Origin of the sequence: Aeromonas sp. 602658 (assembly GCF_049173005.1) — a bacterium.
In the GTDB taxonomy this organism is placed as follows: Bacteria; Pseudomonadota; Gammaproteobacteria; order Enterobacterales; family Aeromonadaceae; genus Aeromonas; species Aeromonas veronii_A.
Map to the genome: position 1 here is coordinate 63,626 of NZ_JAAKRF010000001.1, position 16,680 is coordinate 80,305.

Here is a 16,680-nt window from a genome sequence, read left to right on the forward strand (position 1 = left end):
GGTTACTCCTCCCGTGATGGGTGCTGCCCGGCTTCGTGGCGTTTCTGCTGGCGACCGAGTTCACGCACCGTCATCAGACTCACCCCTACCAGCACCCCGAGGGCGCCACCGATAAGGCCGGTCGCGGTGGGCGAGGTATAGCCCCCCTCCTGGATCTTCACATCGGGTTTATCCACCCGCGGGGTCGGGTTCTCGACCTTGGCGAGCTGGAAGATCCCCTTGCTAAAACCGACCCCCTGCTCGTTGCAGCCATAACAGGGGTGACCGATGCCGACCGGCCAGATGCCGCCGCCCACATCGCAGAACTCAAGGGTCGAGCAGTTGCCATAGGTCTCCGGCCCTTTGCAGCCCAGATGGTAGAGACACCAGCCCTGCCGGTGGCCCTCATCACCAAACTCCTTGGCAAAACGCCCTGCGTCGAAGTGCGGACGACGCTCGCAGTTCTCGTGGATCAGCCGCTCATAGGCAAACAGCGGACGCTTCTTGCTATCCAGCGCCGGCAGCTTGCCGTAGGTGATGTAGTAGGCAACCGTGGTGAGGAAGTTGTGGGGATTGGGCGGACAGCCCGGGATATTGATGATCGGTGTGCCGATATTGCCCAGCGCCTCTTCCAGGCTGACCGCGCCGGTCGGGTTGCCACCGCTGGCAGGCACACCGCCCCAGGCAGCGCAGGAGCCGATGGCGATGACGGCAGCCGCATCGGCGGCGGCACGGCGAATATGGTCGACGATGGGTTCACCGGCCACCATGCAGTAGACGCCGCCATCCTTGAGCGGAATGGAGCCATCCACCACCAGCACATACTTGCCCTTGTAGCGGGTCATGGCGTTGTGCTTGTTCTCTTCAGCCTGATGACCAAAGGCCGCCGAGAGCACCTCGTGGTACTCCAGCGAAATGGTGTTGAGGATCAGGTTCTCGATGGTGGGGTGCGTGGCGCGCAGCAGCGATTCGGTACAACCGGTGCACTCCTGCGCCCCAATCCAGATCACCGGCGGCCGCTCGGGGCTAGTGAGCGCAGTGGCCATCTTGGCGACGGCATGCTGACTTAATCCCAGGGTTGCGGCCATCCCGGCACACAATTTCATAAAATCACGGCGATTAATCCCATGAGCCGATAAAAAATTATCCTCGACCATTCTAGTTATTCCCGTAGTGAGCACTTGTTTGGTAAATGCTTAATAGGAGAAATGCTAAGGACTCACCCACATCACAGTATTGATCTCTATCAACTTCGACCGGCTTCCCCCTATTTACATAGCGAGCCACATCACAAACAGAATTAATTACCCCCAAAGAGATATTTGGCGATAAAATAAATTTTATGAACTTAATTGGACAGCAAATAATTAATCACCGGACCAAATACCCTTTTGTTCCCAGTTAAATTAACATGCGGAATGACTGTGCCATGCCGCTTATTTCACAATATTGATACCCGAAAATAAATGTTCAATAAAATATACCTTTACTCACTGAATTGCATATTTTACTGGCTTTATATCTGACTCAGCACGGTTTGCAACACCAAATCATGGCAGGAACAAGAGACCCGCTCAACCCTTGCTGCCAGGGCCTTCATGGCAGCATTTCCCGTAAATTCGCGCAGATGGACTCTGCCGGAAAGCACTAGCGGCAGCGCCCCTGGTTGCATCCCCGTCTGTTGAACCTGAGCAGTAAGAAGATGCAGATGATGTATTCATATCGGAGGGTATCCAGATACGCTTTATCATCCGATGTCGAGACGAGTAAAATATCGCGACGGTGGATATGTTTACGCATCATCATGAATTCACATTCAATTTGACGGTAAGATAAACAGTTCATCATCAGACCATCTGCAACAAAGTGATAATATTTAATTGGCGGCGAACTTGTTTATCAGGTTACAGATGTTACCGCTCACACTCATACTATTTACCTTAACGTCACCTTGACTAATTAACCAAAGCGTAAATATCCCTCTTCATCAGCAACGATGATAATTATTCTCATTCAGTAATAGTCAGCAATAATGAGAGAGGGATAAACGGGCCAACCAAGAAAAATCCGTGGACCTTCAGTTGAGCAGTGGCACCGGCAACCGCCACGCCTGCTGGCCAAGCAAGCGCTAACCACTCACGGCAAGGCTCAACGCATCCCATCGCAACATACCTTCCCACTGATCCAGTGTGCTTTGATAGGTATCCGCCGCGTTGTAATGGACCATGGCATGCAGGCGGGCATGATGGCCAAGTCGCTTGACCACGTCGGGCATGGCATTGAGGCTGGCCAGCACCCGCGCCAGATCGCCGGGATCGTTTGGCTGATATTTACGGCAATTCACGTCATCGGTGAGGTGTCGATCCCACCAGGCGCCATCGGCCGGGATCACTACGCATAATCCCGCCGCCATGGCCTCCAGAATGGAGAGACCAAAGGGTTCCTGGTGACTCGTGGAGACAAAAATGCCGCATTGAGATCGGATCTCGTCAAGATTGGCGGGGTTGGCATACCAGTGCGTGTCTGGCAGTTGTGGTTGAGGCTGGCTGCAGGGTTGCAGCGTGCCCTTGGGTTGCAGATAGCACACCATCAGCTCGGGGCGAGCATCAGGGATCAGTTGATGGGCGGCCAGCATGGTCTCCAGCCCCTTCCAGCGCAGCAACGAGGCCGCCCACAAAATACGAGGCCCCCCCAGGGTCGCTTTGGGCCAATCAATCTCGCTCAAACCATTGGTAAATGGCTGCCAGTGTGACGGGAACTCGGTCTCGCCAAGCCGGGCCAGCAATGCCGCCAGGGAGCTGCGCGTCGATTCCAGATAAAAGACAAAACTCGCCCGTTGCAAGGCCCTGGCAGAGAGCCCCGAGCACCCCACAGGGCCATGGATCAGCTGAACCACCCGGCACCGCAACCAGCGGGCAGCCCAGTAACAGCAGAGATCCACCCCCGGCCCGGACGCCGCCACCAGGCACTTCACCTCCCCCAATCGCAACACCAGCCAGAGGATCAGCAAGGTCTGCCACCCCTGTTTGAGCAGATAGCCGATGCCGGACTCCCGCCCCTTCAATATGTGGGGCAGCCAAAGAGGATGATGCTGACAACGGGACCAGGAGTCGGGATCTAGGGTCAGCACATGGCATGTGAGCCCGGGCATCCGTTTGGCCAACTCATCGAGCAGCACTTCGGTCGCAACCTTGGAGCCACCGCGAAACGGGATGGGATCCACGACGATGACCTTTCCAAACACCGGCTCAGTTTGCATGCTCATCTTGCTGCTCCCTTACTCTGGTACCTTGCGGCGGCCAAACCCCAACTGCACTTTTTGCGCCACTTTTGCCATCCCACTCGCCAGCATATTGCGACCTCTGGCAAGGAGTCGTTGCCCCGCCCAATGAATGAGTGGTCGGAAGGGTGTGGGGGCCGTTGCGTGCCAACGACCAGCCAGCGCGGCGTCCCACACCGCCGTGACCCCGTCAACGTAGCGCGCCACCGTGAACAACTGCGCGGCACGCAGCTGAGCGGCCCGCCCCATTTCACATCGGCGCTGCGGATTGCTCAATTGCCGCCAGTGATCAGCCATCTCGGCCCACTCCCCCGGGGTTGCCAACAAGCCGGTCACCCCCTCCTCCACCACTTCGGGGATGCCGCCCACTCGGTAGGCACTGACCGGAAGTCCCAACATGCCCGCCTCCGCCAACGTCAGACCAAACACCTCCTCACGGGCGCCGGAGACCAGCAGATCCACCCCGCCCCGCAAGATAGCCGCGCTGTCCGGCCGCTCGCCGAGAAAGTGGACCCGCTCGGCCACCCCGAGCTCGACAGCCAACGCCATCAATGCTTCCCGCTCCGGGCCGCTGCCAATGATCAGCAACTGGGCTTCCTCTCCCGATGCCATCAGGGCAGCCAGCGAGCGGATCAGCAGATCAATCCCCTTGCGTTTGATCAATGAGCCGACGGTTGCGATGATCATATCCCCCGGTGGCAAGCCCAGCATGCCGAAGACCGGCCAGTGAGCACCGCCATTCAGGCGAGCGGCATCCACCCCGTTGGGCACCCGGATCAACCGATCGGCCGCGCAGCCATCCTGGCGCCAGCCGGTCAACACCGGCTCGCTCACCCCGATCAGCACGCTTGCCTGATGAACCCGCAGGCTGAATCTGTCTCTGGGCTGGTAACGGGCATGGAGGTGGCACACCAGCGGTACCTGCAACACTCGACAGACCCCCACCAGCCACTGACAAGGGGCCGCGCTGTTGGCATGCACCAGCCCAATCTGCCGCTCGGTGATGAGCTCTCTGGCTTGCCGGGAGAGGCGCCGATGGGCAGCAAGATCAAAGCGGGGCGCCTGCCATCCCAGCAGCAGGCTGAACGGCTCGACCATGGTTTCGACCCCGAGGGTGGCCGCCTCTGCCGCCAGCGTCGGGCTATTGCACCAGAGCAACGGCGTAAACCGGCTGCGATCGAGGTGGGCCAGCAGATCCAGCAGGCAGCGTTCGCTGCCGCGGATCCAGTCCTCTCCGTAGTGAACCAGCAAAACAGGGGTTGCGTTCATCCTCTTGCTCCCTTTGGTGGCACTGCCGGCAACCGGGTTGCCTCCTGATGATCCTCAGCGGTGGCCTTCACCTCTGTGGCTGCCTGCTGCACGTACTTGATGGCGGCGACGGCCAGCGCCAATTCCAGATAGATGGGCCAGGTAAAGCCCTGGGTCAGGAAGGATCCCGAAATCACAAACCCAACCATGCTGGCCATCACCCCCTGCATCGCCGTGATCACTGCAGGAGGCATGCCAGCGAGCTGGCAACGCCAGCAACTGCGCAGGGTCACCGTCACCATGCCGATAAACAGCGCCAACCCGACAAAGCCGGTTTCAGCCAGCACCCCGAACCAGGTGGAGTGCACCGCATGATTGAGTCCATCCCAATGGGGGCTGTAGAAGAAGTAGTTGTAATAAAAATTGGACAAGCCCACCCCTACCAGCGGATGGCCCAGTGCCATCCCCCAAGCTGCTTGCCAGGCGTAGATCCGCCCCATGGCCGAGGCATCGACCCCGCTCTCGGCGGCGCCGCCAGATGCCCGATCGCTGATCCCGGCAGCGGCAAACAGCACCACCAGCGCGACCATCCCCATCGAGATCAACAGGGTTTTCGACTTCACCCGCTGCCAGGCAAACAGGCCGCTGACCGCACACACGCCAAGCAAGCCGCCGCGGCTCTGAGTGGCGATAATGGCGGCCGCAGTCAGCGCAAAGCCGAGCCCCCCCAGTAAACGCCCCCCCACCCCATTGCCCTGATTGAGCAGCAAACTCAGCGAAAAGCCGGCAGGAAAGAGCAGCACCAGCGCCAGATCGTTGGGATCCCCCAGCACAGAGCCCAGCTCGCGCCCTATGGTCACCCGGGTCCCCTCCACCAGCCCAATCCCGCTCGCCTTGTTGTAGAGGGCCACCAGCGCCACCAGACAGCCCGCTACCACGAAGGTGCGCACCGCCAGCGCAAAATCCCCCGGTGTGCGCACCAGCCAGGCGGTGGCCAGGGTCATCAGATAGATCTTGCTGTAGCTGCCGGTCCAGGTGGCGATCGCCTCACCCCGATTACTGGCAAACAGCACACCGATGGAGACCATCACAAAGAAAGCCGTCAGCCAGCTCAGCGCTGGACTCCAGTAGGGCTTGATCCGGCCGGTCAGCAAAATGTGCCAGACCAGCGCGCCGATGGCGGCCAGCGAGAAGAGCAGCGGGATCTTGAGGGGATAGAGCTGGGGGAACACCTCATGCAGCCGAAAGAAGGAGAAGGTGACAAATCCCAGCACCATCAAGAAGGGCCAGCGCAGGGCAAACCAGATGGCGGGAATGGCAAGGCCGAGCACCGGCAGCAGCAAGGGATGGGGCAGCCGCCACCAGAGTAGAGCCAGCACCAGACAGATGGCGCTTGCCCAGATGGCTGGCGTTAGACGAGCCATGATCCTGCCCACCATTGGCCGAGCCAGACCATCGCCAGCGCCCCGAGGGAACTGGCCCAGAGGGTCGAGAGGCGATACGGCAGCGGCAGCAACCGCTGGCTCACCAGATAAAAGGCCAGCGCCCGTACCAGATAGACCAGCAGCAGGGTCCAGATCACCCCGGCGACCCCGAAGGGGGGGATGGCGAGCAGAAAGCCTGCCACCCCAAGGGCGCTGCAGCCCAGATTGATCACCATCTGGGCATTGCTCTTCTCGCCGCTAAAGCAGCCGACATTGAGCAAGTCCGAGACATTGCGCACCGCCATGCCCAGCACCAGCAGCGGAATATAGGCGATCGCCCCGTGATAGCTCTCCGGGGTCAGCCAGCGAATAAGCAAGGGGGCGGTGAGCCCGACAATCCCCGCGGTAACAAACCCCAACACCGACCCCATCACGCTGTAGTGGGCATTGAGTCGCAGTCCATCCGGCTCGCGCAGCAGCATGAAACGGCGGGGATACCACCAGAGAGCAAAGGGTTGCAGCAACAACCCCACCGCCAGCGCGAGCTTGCCCGCAACGGCGTAGTAGGCAAGCAGCGCCTCCCCCACCACATCGGCCAGCAACCAGCGATCCAGTCCGCTCAGGGCAAAGCCTGCCAGCCCGCTCACCACCAGGGGCAATCCATAGCGCAGCAGCGGCCGATAGTGCTGCCAGTCAAAGCGGATCCCGCTATCTCGCCACTGCCAGAGGCTCAGCAGCAGCGCCAGTGCAACGCAGGTCAGGGTGCCGGAGGCCAGTACCCCGCTCACGCCCCAACCGAGCCAGAGCCACCAGCCGGTCAGCACCGACTGGATCACCGCCTTGCCTGCGGTCGCCACGAAAAAGAACCGCGCCTGATTGCGCATCCGCAGCCATGCCAGCGGCACGCCGATCACCCCTTCAAACGGCAGGGCGCAGAGCACCCAGCGCACATCCGCAAGGCGGGTTTCCACCGGCAGCCAGGCTTGCACCAAAGGCGCCAGCAGCCAGAGCAGCACCAGACTGCCCAGGGCGATCAGCCAGACCAGACCAAACATGCGGGCCACCACCTGCTGGCGCTCCTGCTCATCTTTCGCCAATCCGGCAAAGCGGTAGAGGGCATCCACCAGCCCGAAGCCCAAAATAAGGGAACCCAGATTGATGAGGGTCAGCAGCACCTCCAGCTGGCCGTATTCGCGAGGCAGCAGCTGATGGGTCAACACTGGCAGCATCAGCAGGGAGATCCCCTTCATCAGGAGCAAGCCGCCGGCGTAATAGAGCATGGCAATCTGGTTCACACCAAGTTTCATAGGGCCTCCCAGCCACCCGAAGCATCCTGCTCCGGGTCAGCTACCGCTAATGCAAAGCCCACGCCACTCACTCCCGCCCAGAGACGATAGCTTCTCTGCACGGCTTAACCGGCCTGAACAAGCCCAGAATGAGACTGGCATTTGCGTTTTGCACAACGCTGGCTGCAAATTGCACCGACCGGCGCAATCTGCCCCTCCTCTTAGCCCCATTTGGCCCGATCTAGCTGGGGCTGTCCTGTTGGCCCGATCCCTGCTTTCTGCTTAGCGAGCAACGGACTGCACCAAAGGGAGAGGTCGCCATGAACACCATCAACCTGCACCGGATGAAAAGCTGGGCCAAACAGGGGGAGACGCCACTGGCTCGCCGGATATGGCGACTGGCCAAAAGTGCCCGTCACTGGTCATTCCCCGTGATCCCTCCCCTGCATCGGCTGCTTTATCGGCTCTATCTGCTCGGCAGCAACGCGCTGGCGACCCTGACCCGCACCCTCTGGTGGACCCCCTTGTTTCAATCTCGCCTCACGGCCCCCGCCCCGCGCCTCTATCTCTATGGCGGCATCCCCTATATCAGCGGTCCGGTCACCATCGAAATTGGTGCCGACTGCCGCCTCAGCGCCGCCATGACCATCAGCGGCCGGGCATCGAGCCAGACACCACGGCTGGTCATTGGCCGCAATGTCGGGATTGGCTGGCAGACCACCCTGGCGGTGGGCAGCAAGATAGTGCTGGGGGATAACGTCCGGATTGCAGGGCGTGCCTTTCTGGCGGGCTACCCAGGGCACCCGGTCAACGCCCGCGACCGCGCTCTTGGCAAACCGGATCGCGATGAACAGGTGGGGGCCATCGTGCTGGAGCAGGATGTCTGGCTCGGCACCGGGGTGATGGTGATGGCCGGTGTCACCATAGGCGCCGGTACCATTGTCGCCGCAGGCAGCGTCGTCACTCGGGATCTGCCCGCAGGTGTGCTGGCAGCGGGTGTACCGGCCACCGTACTGCGCCCCTTGCAACCACAGGATCACAGCGACCTCGCACACGCCTCGGAGACCCTTGCATGAAACCACACTCACTGCCGCAACTGGTGGTGCTGGGCGAGGATTGGGGCCAGCACCCCTCCAGCACCCAGCACCTGATCAAGCGTCTGTTGCCCGATTATCAGGTGCTCTGGGTCAACTCCATCGGCATGCGCTGCCCCCGTTTTACCCTTCATGATCTCACCCGCATCGTCCGCAAACTGGGGGCCGTGCTGCGCGGCGCGCGCCATGCTGGCGGCCAGTTGGTTGCGCCATCCGAAGCCAGCAGCCCCCGGGTTCTGCCGCCGCTCGCCTTGCCACTGCCGGGCAGTCGTCTGGCGGGCAAGATCAATGGCCACTGGCTGGCGGCGCAGATCCGGCGCCAGTTGCCCGAGCTGGATCGCCCCTTGCTCTGGATCTCCCTGCCCAGCGCCGTCGATCTGATTGGCAAGCTCGAAGAGCGGGCGGTGATCTACTACTGCGGCGATGACTTCTCGGCGCTGGCGGGGGTGGATCATCAAGCCATTGCCCACTGCGAAGCCCGACTGGTGGAAAAAGCGGATCTCATTCTGGCCGCCAGCCCCGCGCTGGCCAGCCGCTTTCCCCCCCATAAAACCCGGCTCCTCAGCCACGGCGTGGATCTCGAGCTGTTTATGCCCCCCAGAGAACGCCCGGCGGATCTCCCTTCCGGCCGTCCCATTGCCGGATTTTACGGCAGCCTGAGCGACTGGATTGATATCCCCCTGCTGGCAGAGACGGCGGCCGCCCTGCCCCATTGGGATCTGGTGCTGATTGGCCCGGTCCAGACCGATATCACCCCCCTCAAGGGGCTCCCCAATATCCATCTGCTGGGGCCCCGTCCCCATCACACGCTGGCGGCCTATGCCCAGCACTGGCAGGTGAGTCTGCTGCCTTTTGTCGACAACGCCCAGATCCGAGCCTGCAATCCGTTGAAATTGCGCGAGTATCTGGCCGCAGGGCGCCCCATCGTCAGCACCGATTTTCCGGCCCTCGATGGCTATCGGGATCAGATCCAGCTCCCCCACGATGGGGAGAGCCTGGCCCAAGCCATCAACCGGGCCGCCTTTGATCAACCCAATCAGGGCTGGTTTCAGGAGAGTGGCTGGGAAGGGCTCACCCGCAGCGAAGGGCGTCACACGCGCCAACAGCAGGTTGCCCTGCAAAGCTGGGATCACAAGGCTGCCGAGCTGAACAACTGGCTAAAGGGGCTGGCCGGATGAGCAGAGGGCTCTGGCTGGTTATCCTGCTCTGCTGCCATGCAGCAATCGCCACCACCCGGCTGGAGGGGCAGACCCCGCTATCCCTGACGGGCAACCAGACACCCCAGCGGCTCGATCTGAGCAGCCACAGCTGGCCGGTGGGCAGCGATGATGAACTGGTGATCGAGGGCTATAACCCCAGCGCCCGCCCGCAAACCCTGATCCTGCGTATAGACGATGAGGCCTCGGTCAACTACCGCAGCCGGGTCAATCTGGAGCGGATTGTCGCCCCCGGCCCCTTCACCCAGCGCTTTGCCTTGAGCGAGTGGCGCACCAGCCAGCCCAGAGCGCTGGCGCTCGACAAACTCACCAAGCTCTATCTCTTTATGGCCGATAACGCCCCCTCGCTGACCATTCACCGCTGGTACTGGGAGCCCGGTCTGACCCTGCCTGAGGGCACCATTGCGCTGGATCTGGGGGCGGCCGCCGCGCCCCGATTTACCGGCTTTGAGGCCCTGAGTCCGGGAGATCCCCGGCTGATTGGCCATCCCACCCCCATCTTGCGCCCCTCCGGCGATGCCCTGGTTCGCGATGGGCTGCGCAATCTGGATGGCGTACGGCTGGAGGTCGCCAAAGGGCGCTACCAGCTTACCCTCTGGCTCGATGACCCCGGCGAGTGGGAGTACCTGCCCCACCCCTTCGAGCGCAGCGTGCTGGTCAATGGCGAGCCCATCTGGGCCGAGCAGTGGCAACCGCAGGAGTGGCTAACGCAGCGCTATCTGGTAGGGCAATCCCGCGAGGCACTGCCAAATCCGGATCCCTGGCAGCTGTTCGGGGCACGACAGGGCGGCCCGGTCCATGTCACCCTGATCCACCCCGGCGGCCCGCTCACTATCACATTGGTGGGTCACTCACCGGATGCCAAATACCTGGCGGGGCTGCTGTTTGCCCCCAATCCGGCCCCCACCAGCAAAGAGGCTCTCCCGAATAGTGGAAAAGATCGCGCCGTATTGGCCGACGCTACCGCAAGCGTGCTGACCAAGCAGCGCCAGCTGTTTTTGGAAAAGTGGACTCTGGCCCCCTATTCCCCAACCCCAGCCCCAGCTGTGCAGCAGCTGAGCCTCACGCCGATTACGGATGCCGCCCCAACCCTGCAGATCGCCCCGCTATCTGCGGCCGATGCGTTGCAGCAGGCTTCACAACCGGTGCTGGCCGCCCGTGGCAGCCAGCTGTTGCTGGAGTTTGCCATCCACGCCGCCACCGACGATCCGGCCCCCTTGCTGGTGATCCAGCCCCCCGAGCAGGCAGGATCGCCGCTGGCGCTGACCCCCTATTACGGCAAGTGGCATCTGGTTCGCCCGCAGGCGAGTGGCACCCTGCTGGCCCCCTCGGATCAGGAGCTGGTCGAGGGGATCGCCGGACTCACCCTGCTGGCAGGCGTACCTCGGCGTCTGGTGCTGCAGATCACAGTCCCCCGCGATGCCCCGGCGGGGCGCTTTCTGGGCAATATTCAGCTGATGAGCCAACAGCAACTGGTGCAGTTGCCACTGACTATCGAGGTGCTGCCGCTGACTCTGCCCGCGGCCAGCAAGCCGGTCGGCATCTATGTCGAAGCGCCCCCCTATCTCAACTGGCTGAGCCCCAACCCCGAGGCGCTAAAAGAGCAGATCTCCGCGGCCAGTCGCTGCGATCTGCTGCGGCTCGCCAAACTCGGGATCAGCGGCCTTTCACCCGCCCTGCCACAGGATGAAGCGGGGATGCGGGAGATCATGGGAGAGGCGGCCGGGCTCGGCTTTGTGCCGCCCCTGCTGGCCTATACCCCGCTCAAACGCTGGGGGGGCGACCCTGCCCGCCAGCTCGAACAGTGGCAGGCGCGGCAACAGGCGCTGACCGCCAACGGCTTGCCACCGCTGGCATGGAGCCTGTTTGATGAACCCGATCTCGCCACCCTACCCGCCATCACCACTTTGGCACGGGAGATGAAACGGCGGGATCCGGCGGTGATCCGCGCGGGACACTTCAACCACCCGGGTCAGGTTGGTCTGCTGGCAGAGGTGGAGATTGCCCTGATCAACGCAGGTTTTGGCGCCGACAAAACCGATGTGGCGCGAGTGCGCCAGCACAAGGTCACCCCCTGGTTTTACAATCTGGGCACCCCGAGAGCCGCCGGGTTCTATCTGTGGCAAAGCGGCGCCGAGGGCTATTTGCAGTGGCATGGCCGCATGCCCACCGCCCTGCCCTATGACCCCACAGATGGGCGGGAGAGCGACTTTATGCTGCTCGGCCCGCAAGCCTGCGAGGCGCACCGCCTCTCCCACAATCTGTTGCTGTTGCAGCAAGCCATCGAGGATCTGCGCTGGCTCGCCTGGCTGGAGCAGGAGACCCGCTATCAGGTGGAGGCCGCCCTGCTGCTGGAGCGCCTGCGCGATCAGCTGCCGACCCGCTGGCAGGTGGCAGAGCAACTGCCCTCTGCCGCCTGGATCCAGTGGCGCCGCGAGATTGAACAACTGGCCAAGGGATTGAAAACATTGCAAACTGGTGCCAACTCATCCTCCTGAAGTGACTGCGTATGGCCAACCAGACTCCCCGCTCCACAGCCAAAGACAGCGTCCTGCCCCGCCTGTTGCCCCTTATGCTGCCGCTGCTGATCCTCACCGGTTGCGCCCGTCAGGAGCCGGTCAATGAGACCCTGCCGATCCTCAACCAGTTGCGGGAACAACAAATGGCCGAACAGCCCCAGCTGCAACTGCAGTACCAGCAAGCGGAGACACAACTGCCAGCGGATCAGGAGCAGCTGCTGCATCAGTTTTTGGGACGCAAGGATCCGGCCCGGATTGCGCTGGTAAGCGGCCCCGGGCTGCAAACCGACATGCTGGAGAGTGCGCGGATAGCGAGCGTGCGGCTAACCGCACTCACCCGCTTGCTGGGCTCTCGCGCCATTGAGCTGGAGCCCCGCTATGACCCCATGCTGGCCCCCAATACCGTGCTGATCCGCATTCTGCCAAACGGTGAATCGGGGTCGGTCACCCCAGCGGCGGCGCAATAAGGCCGAGGCAGGTGGTCGGCAAGGCCACCCGATAGAGGGGATATGGGGACAGCCCCCACAATTTGCGCCAACCCTGGGTAAGACGGTACGAGAGCAGCGGCGGACTCTGGTACAGCTCGCCTAAAAACATCACCCCTTGGCTCATCCCTTCACCCGCCAGCGTCACTGACATCGCCTCGCTATCCGGCGCCACCAGCATGGCCTGCAGCAGGCCGTCACAACGGGGATGGGCAAGCTGATAGCTGACATAGGTGCCGCCCAATACCGGCGTAGCCACCCGCAAGCGCCAGCCCATCTGGACCAGCTCCAGCAGCATCGGCTTGGCTCCCTCGTTAACTGCCCGGTTCTGATAACGCCAGCCCATGGCGGCAGCACTGAGCAGCGCCACCAGCAACAGCAACAGATATCCCCTAGATAGATGCATCACGGCGTCCTCGGATAAAGAGGATGGTCATCACCAACAACATGATGGCCCACTGGTAGAGCTGGGCCAGCGAGCCGGTATGCAGCCAGCCATACCAGCGCAGATCCAGGCTCATCAGCACCAACCGCAGCTGATTGGCCCCGATATAGAGCAGGCAAACCAGCAGCAACATGGGCCACTGCCGGTAGAGGGGCCGATCCGGCGCCAGCCAGCAGCAAGAGACCAGCCAGGAGAGCACCACCAGATAGAGTTGAGAAAACGAGGAGCACCCCTTGAGTACGATCAGAGCGTGGCCCCCCAACCGCTCGATGCGGTTGCCATCAAGGTGGATCTCCCAACCCAGCAGTTGCAACCACTGGCCCACCCCCCAAGCATCGAGGGCCAACACAGGGCCGGAGAGCAACGCAAACACCTGCTGCCCCCACAACACCGCCACGGTAAAGGCGAGCACAATCTGCAACACCGCCCGCTCATCGCCACTCTGGCAACGGCGCCACAGCGAGGCCACCAGCAGCAGACAGGCCAGCGCCTTGCAACTGGCACTGGGGATCAGGATCAGCAGGATAAAGAGGGCGAGCGCCAGTGGATGCGGGCGCCAGCTCGGTGCAACCCGCGATGCAATTTGCCACCAGATAGCAATCAGCAACACCACCAGCAGGTTGAAGTGGCCCATATTGAGCCACACCATGCCCCACTGATTGGCCAAACCAAGCAGCAGCCAGTTGGGTGCCCACTGCCAGGGACGGATCTCCATCGCAACTCCTGCCGGTTATCAGCGCTTTTGACCTCTGTCGCAAGTTCTCGCAAGTTCCATGCCTGCCCAGCCTCACCCGGACCAAGCCAAGTCAGAGGATTCGCCAAAGCTGGCACGCTTTATTCATTCCCCCTGCTGGCACTAGCGCCAGGGAGAAGGAGTGAGCAATGAAACTCAAACCGTTGGCAGGGCTGCTGGGGATGTTGTTGGTAACCTCCCCCGCATACGCCTTGACCGAAGTCGATACCGAACTGCAACTGCTGATGGATGTGTCAGGCAGCGTCAGTTCATCGGAATTCAATCTGCAATTACAGGGGTATGTGGACGCCTTTTACAGTCAGGATGTACAAAGCGCCATCCTCGACACCAGTGGCGGCAAACTCGGCTCCATCGCCGTACAGATGATCATGTGGAGCAGCAGCAACCAGCAAAGTCTGATGACCGACTGGTTCCACCTCTACGACATGACCTCCATCAACAACTTCGCCGCCACCCTTGATGCCCTGGTCCGCCCCTATGCGGGGATGACGGCCCCCGGTTCGGCCATGGCCTTTGGTGCCCAGCAGTTTGATACCAACAACTACACCGCCGCCCGCCAGGTGATGGATGTGTCAGGTGACGGTATCCAGAACAACGGGCTGGATACCTCTACCGTGCGGGATCAACTGCTCGCCTCCGGCATCGATACCATCAACGGCATCACCATAGGTCAGGACTATGCCGATGGGGTACTGCAAGAGTGGTATGTGGAGAACGTGGCGGGCGGTCAGGATGCATTTGTCATCAATGCCACCACCTTCGCCGACTTTGGCAATGCGCTGGAGCTCAAACTGGCGGCCGAAATTGAGGGGGGCATTATTCCGGAAGGGGCACTGGCCGCCCCCATCGAGGAGATCCCGCTGGCCGCCCAGCTGCTGCTCGGTATGCCGCTACTGCTGGCCTGGCGCTATCAGCGCCGATCTCAAGGCCGTCCGCAGCAAGCCAACTGGCAACAAACGCCAGCTATCGGCTAGCTAATCATCCCGTGTGTCGCGATTAGGGAGCCATGGCTCCCTGATTTTTTTGGGGCTAAGCTGCTTGTTAAACTATTCCGAGCTCACGCCTCATTTCTCTGAACATTTTTTCTTGTACTTCGAGCAACTCCTTGCCTGAAACAGAGAACTCTTCAGCTATATACCTCTGAACATATTCATTTGTTTCACCTGGAGAGGTTATGAATTTAGGCGCATTTGAATTCATCCAATTTAAGAAAGTTACTGTTTTCTCCTGCGTCTGCTCAAGAAGAATGATGTATCTGTCAATTAGCGCAAGTAACTCACCCCCAGCCTCAAGTCTAAGACCACCGATTTCATTTTTAAAAGTAAGAAATTTATCAGAAATATCTCCTTGCAGGGCAAGGATACTCTTTATGTATTTCAATGTATTGTCATTAGATGGTTCTTGTAGTAACTCAATCATTCCCTCCTGAAATGACTTGAATAGCGCCACTCTCGAGACATTTGAATAGGTATCCATCATGGAATGATACTTCTTATATTGTTCCAGCTTACCTTCATACAGGCGTTTCTTTTTATCTAGATCAAACTCAAGATGTTTTTTCAAATGTTCAATCTCTTGATCGTATTCATGTTTGATTGATTGTTTGAGTCGTTCTTTCAGCCAGAATATTCCAATCGTATTTACTAGACCGGCAATAATAGCGGATGTTGTGATTGTTGTAACAAAGTCCAATTGATACTCCTGTTTTTGTCTAAGGAGAAAATAGATCTGGTAAAAAATATTGTAAATATGTGGCCATTGGTAAGCTTAACTAAGCATAATCGGACTTTCGCTGATTCTCTTAAATATATCTCTTTAACTCACCAAATCCGCCAACATTGCTATTTCTTAGCCTCCTAGCTCATAATCAAAGCCAACAATAGAGGCATATTTGCCATACAGCATTGGTTGGGAATGGCACCACAAGATCTTCGCTAATAGAATCTACAAGCCAACACAAAATTAAGGCGTATTATTCACAATAACTAAGCTTCCGCAAAGCACTTCACATAACGCAAAGTACAATATAACACGTAAAAAAATTACTATCTCATATCCACTACAGCTACATACTTTGAGTGATGTTCCATCTCATTTACATAAGAATCAATTATCTCTTGAGTAATTTCATGATGTGCTAGCAAAGCCAGAACGTATTTAGGTAAATTACTATTGATATGGAAATTTTTGACATTACCCAAAAGAGCATTTTTCGGCTTGGTTGCCGCATTACAGCAAAAAAGTGTGTGTAGAGGATAAGACTCAGCTAGCAAGGCATTCCGGGTAATTATAGGGTTCCTATTATTTTTTTTGCTGTCTTAGATTTAGTTTTAACTGGTTTCAACATTTTATAAATTGAGTTTGCATTCGCAATAAAAACACCATACGATGTTACATTGTGTTCTTTGTTTTTTGTAACCGAATTGCTATCAGGAATAGTGTAAAAAGCATAACATGGGATCATATTTTTATCACGCGCATGCTTTATTAATAGGTTTATTTGCTTCTCCGTATTATCTGGGTATCGAAGTTTAGCGCAGTATTTATCAGTCAACGGAATGAATTTTTTGGCTTGAACAGATATAGGCCAACCACCCTTTTTTGTAACCAACCAAATCTCCAACTCAAAATCAGAACCTGTTTCATTACTCTCATGAACTCTAGTATGCGCTTGGGCACGAAAATACCGAAAACGAGGATCCATTTCAGCCCACTTCCACATTAAATAGTCTGTTATAGACTCCTCTTTTACGTTATCAACATATACCATGAAGTTTTTTATATCTTGATTCAAATGTTTATTCTTTCTGCATATGGTCATATTTTTATATTAACCTAAAGTAATTTAACAGAAGGACTTTTTAATATACTCGTAGCTCCTTCCATCTAACAATGCCCTACCACCCGTCATCACGACCAACCATTCACTTTAAAGTCCCTCAATTCACA

The 16,680-nt window shown here is 58.7% G+C and carries 14 protein-coding genes; 5 read left to right on the forward strand and 9 right to left on the reverse strand.

All coding sequences use genetic code 11. The annotated features are described in order from the left end of the window. Positions 1 to 2: 2 nt before the first annotated feature. The 5 genes from hybO to G5253_RS00305 form a co-directional block, all read right to left on the reverse strand. Entirely contained in the window at positions 3 to 1,136 is a 1,134-nt protein-coding gene (gene hybO / locus G5253_RS00285; protein ID WP_042081998.1) for a hydrogenase 2 small subunit, read from the reverse strand. A gap of 971 nt (positions 1,137 to 2,107) precedes the next feature. Then, on the reverse strand, positions 2,108 to 3,244 hold the full coding sequence (locus G5253_RS00290) for a glycosyltransferase family 4 protein (protein WP_266133954.1): 1,137 nt from the start codon (positions 3,242 to 3,244) through the stop codon (positions 2,108 to 2,110). A gap of 12 nt (positions 3,245 to 3,256) precedes the next feature. After that, on the reverse strand, positions 3,257 to 4,528 hold the full coding sequence (locus G5253_RS00295; RefSeq protein ID WP_266133953.1) for a glycosyltransferase family 4 protein: 1,272 nt from the start codon (positions 4,526 to 4,528) through the stop codon (positions 3,257 to 3,259). Beyond that, positions 4,525 to 5,931 (reverse strand): O-antigen ligase family protein, encoded by a 1,407-nt coding sequence (locus G5253_RS00300; protein ID WP_201910059.1) that lies wholly within the window; start codon positions 5,929 to 5,931, stop codon positions 4,525 to 4,527. Before G5253_RS00300 ends, G5253_RS00295 begins: the two co-directional genes overlap by 4 nt. Further along, on the reverse strand, positions 5,919 to 7,238 hold the full coding sequence (locus G5253_RS00305; protein ID WP_266133952.1) for a lipopolysaccharide biosynthesis protein: 1,320 nt from the start codon (positions 7,236 to 7,238) through the stop codon (positions 5,919 to 5,921). The genes G5253_RS00300 and G5253_RS00305 overlap by 13 nt, the downstream gene beginning before the upstream one ends. A gap of 299 nt (positions 7,239 to 7,537) precedes the next feature. On the opposite strand from G5253_RS00305, the gene G5253_RS00310 reads away from it, so the two are divergent. From G5253_RS00310 to G5253_RS00325, 4 genes are read left to right on the forward strand one after another with little or no spacing between them, the layout of a single operon-like run. After that, positions 7,538 to 8,293: an acyltransferase gene (locus tag G5253_RS00310; protein ID WP_266133951.1), complete on the forward strand. Its 756-nt coding sequence runs from the start codon at positions 7,538 to 7,540 to the stop codon at positions 8,291 to 8,293. Further along, positions 8,290 to 9,489: a glycosyltransferase gene (locus tag G5253_RS00315; protein ID WP_266133950.1), complete on the forward strand. Its 1,200-nt coding sequence runs from the start codon at positions 8,290 to 8,292 to the stop codon at positions 9,487 to 9,489. The genes G5253_RS00310 and G5253_RS00315 overlap by 4 nt, the downstream gene beginning before the upstream one ends. Next, the gene (locus G5253_RS00320; RefSeq protein ID WP_266133949.1) at positions 9,486 to 12,026 is read left to right on the forward strand and encodes a hypothetical protein; all 2,541 of its coding nucleotides are present in this window, start codon (positions 9,486 to 9,488) and stop codon (positions 12,024 to 12,026) included. Before G5253_RS00315 ends, G5253_RS00320 begins: the two co-directional genes overlap by 4 nt. 11 nt (positions 12,027 to 12,037) lie before the next feature. Continuing rightward, the gene (locus G5253_RS00325; protein WP_266133948.1) at positions 12,038 to 12,514 is read left to right on the forward strand and encodes a hypothetical protein; all 477 of its coding nucleotides are present in this window, start codon (positions 12,038 to 12,040) and stop codon (positions 12,512 to 12,514) included. On the opposite strand, the gene G5253_RS00330 is transcribed toward G5253_RS00325, so the two are convergent. Together G5253_RS00330 and G5253_RS00335 are read right to left on the reverse strand one after the other, a co-directional pair. Further along, complete coding sequence (locus G5253_RS00330) at positions 12,492 to 12,938, reverse strand: hypothetical protein (RefSeq protein ID WP_266133947.1); 447 nt, start codon at positions 12,936 to 12,938, stop codon at positions 12,492 to 12,494. The genes G5253_RS00325 and G5253_RS00330 overlap by 23 nt on opposite strands. Beyond that, positions 12,925 to 13,692: a hypothetical protein gene (locus G5253_RS00335; protein WP_266133946.1), complete on the reverse strand. Its 768-nt coding sequence runs from the start codon at positions 13,690 to 13,692 to the stop codon at positions 12,925 to 12,927. The genes G5253_RS00330 and G5253_RS00335 overlap by 14 nt, the downstream gene beginning before the upstream one ends. A 167-nt stretch (positions 13,693 to 13,859) precedes the next feature. Between G5253_RS00335 and G5253_RS00340 the strand changes: the two genes are divergently transcribed. Continuing rightward, positions 13,860 to 14,705, forward strand: a complete 846-nt coding sequence (locus tag G5253_RS00340) for a DUF1194 domain-containing protein (protein WP_266133945.1) — start codon at positions 13,860 to 13,862, stop codon at positions 14,703 to 14,705. A 67-nt stretch (positions 14,706 to 14,772) separates the two neighbouring features. On the opposite strand, the gene G5253_RS00345 is transcribed toward G5253_RS00340, so the two are convergent. Continuing rightward, positions 14,773 to 15,423, reverse strand: coding sequence for a hypothetical protein (locus G5253_RS00345; RefSeq protein WP_266133944.1), 651 nt, complete (start codon positions 15,421 to 15,423; stop codon positions 14,773 to 14,775). 595 nt (positions 15,424 to 16,018) lie between these two features. Then, positions 16,019 to 16,525, reverse strand: coding sequence for a DUF6615 family protein (locus G5253_RS00350; RefSeq protein ID WP_266133943.1), 507 nt, complete (start codon positions 16,523 to 16,525; stop codon positions 16,019 to 16,021). Positions 16,526 to 16,680 lie beyond the last annotated feature (155 nt).

Coding starts and splice junctions, on each gene's coding strand:
- hybO (WP_042081998.1), bottom strand. CDS start 1,136: ATGGTCGAGGATAATTTTTTATCGGCTCATGGGATTAATCGCCGTGAT.
- G5253_RS00290 (WP_266133954.1), bottom strand. CDS start 3,244: ATGAGCATGCAAACTGAGCCGGTGTTTGGAAAGGTCATCGTCGTGGAT.
- G5253_RS00295 (WP_266133953.1), bottom strand. CDS start 4,528: ATGAACGCAACCCCTGTTTTGCTGGTTCACTACGGAGAGGACTGGATC.
- G5253_RS00300 (WP_201910059.1), bottom strand. CDS start 5,931: ATGGCTCGTCTAACGCCAGCCATCTGGGCAAGCGCCATCTGTCTGGTG.
- G5253_RS00305 (WP_266133952.1), bottom strand. CDS start 7,238: ATGAAACTTGGTGTGAACCAGATTGCCATGCTCTATTACGCCGGCGGC.
- G5253_RS00310 (WP_266133951.1), top strand. CDS start 7,538: ATGAACACCATCAACCTGCACCGGATGAAAAGCTGGGCCAAACAGGGG.
- G5253_RS00315 (WP_266133950.1), top strand. CDS start 8,290: ATGAAACCACACTCACTGCCGCAACTGGTGGTGCTGGGCGAGGATTGG.
- G5253_RS00320 (WP_266133949.1), top strand. CDS start 9,486: ATGAGCAGAGGGCTCTGGCTGGTTATCCTGCTCTGCTGCCATGCAGCA.
- G5253_RS00325 (WP_266133948.1), top strand. CDS start 12,038: ATGGCCAACCAGACTCCCCGCTCCACAGCCAAAGACAGCGTCCTGCCC.
- G5253_RS00330 (WP_266133947.1), bottom strand. CDS start 12,938: ATGCATCTATCTAGGGGATATCTGTTGCTGTTGCTGGTGGCGCTGCTC.
- G5253_RS00335 (WP_266133946.1), bottom strand. CDS start 13,692: ATGGAGATCCGTCCCTGGCAGTGGGCACCCAACTGGCTGCTGCTTGGT.
- G5253_RS00340 (WP_266133945.1), top strand. CDS start 13,860: ATGAAACTCAAACCGTTGGCAGGGCTGCTGGGGATGTTGTTGGTAACC.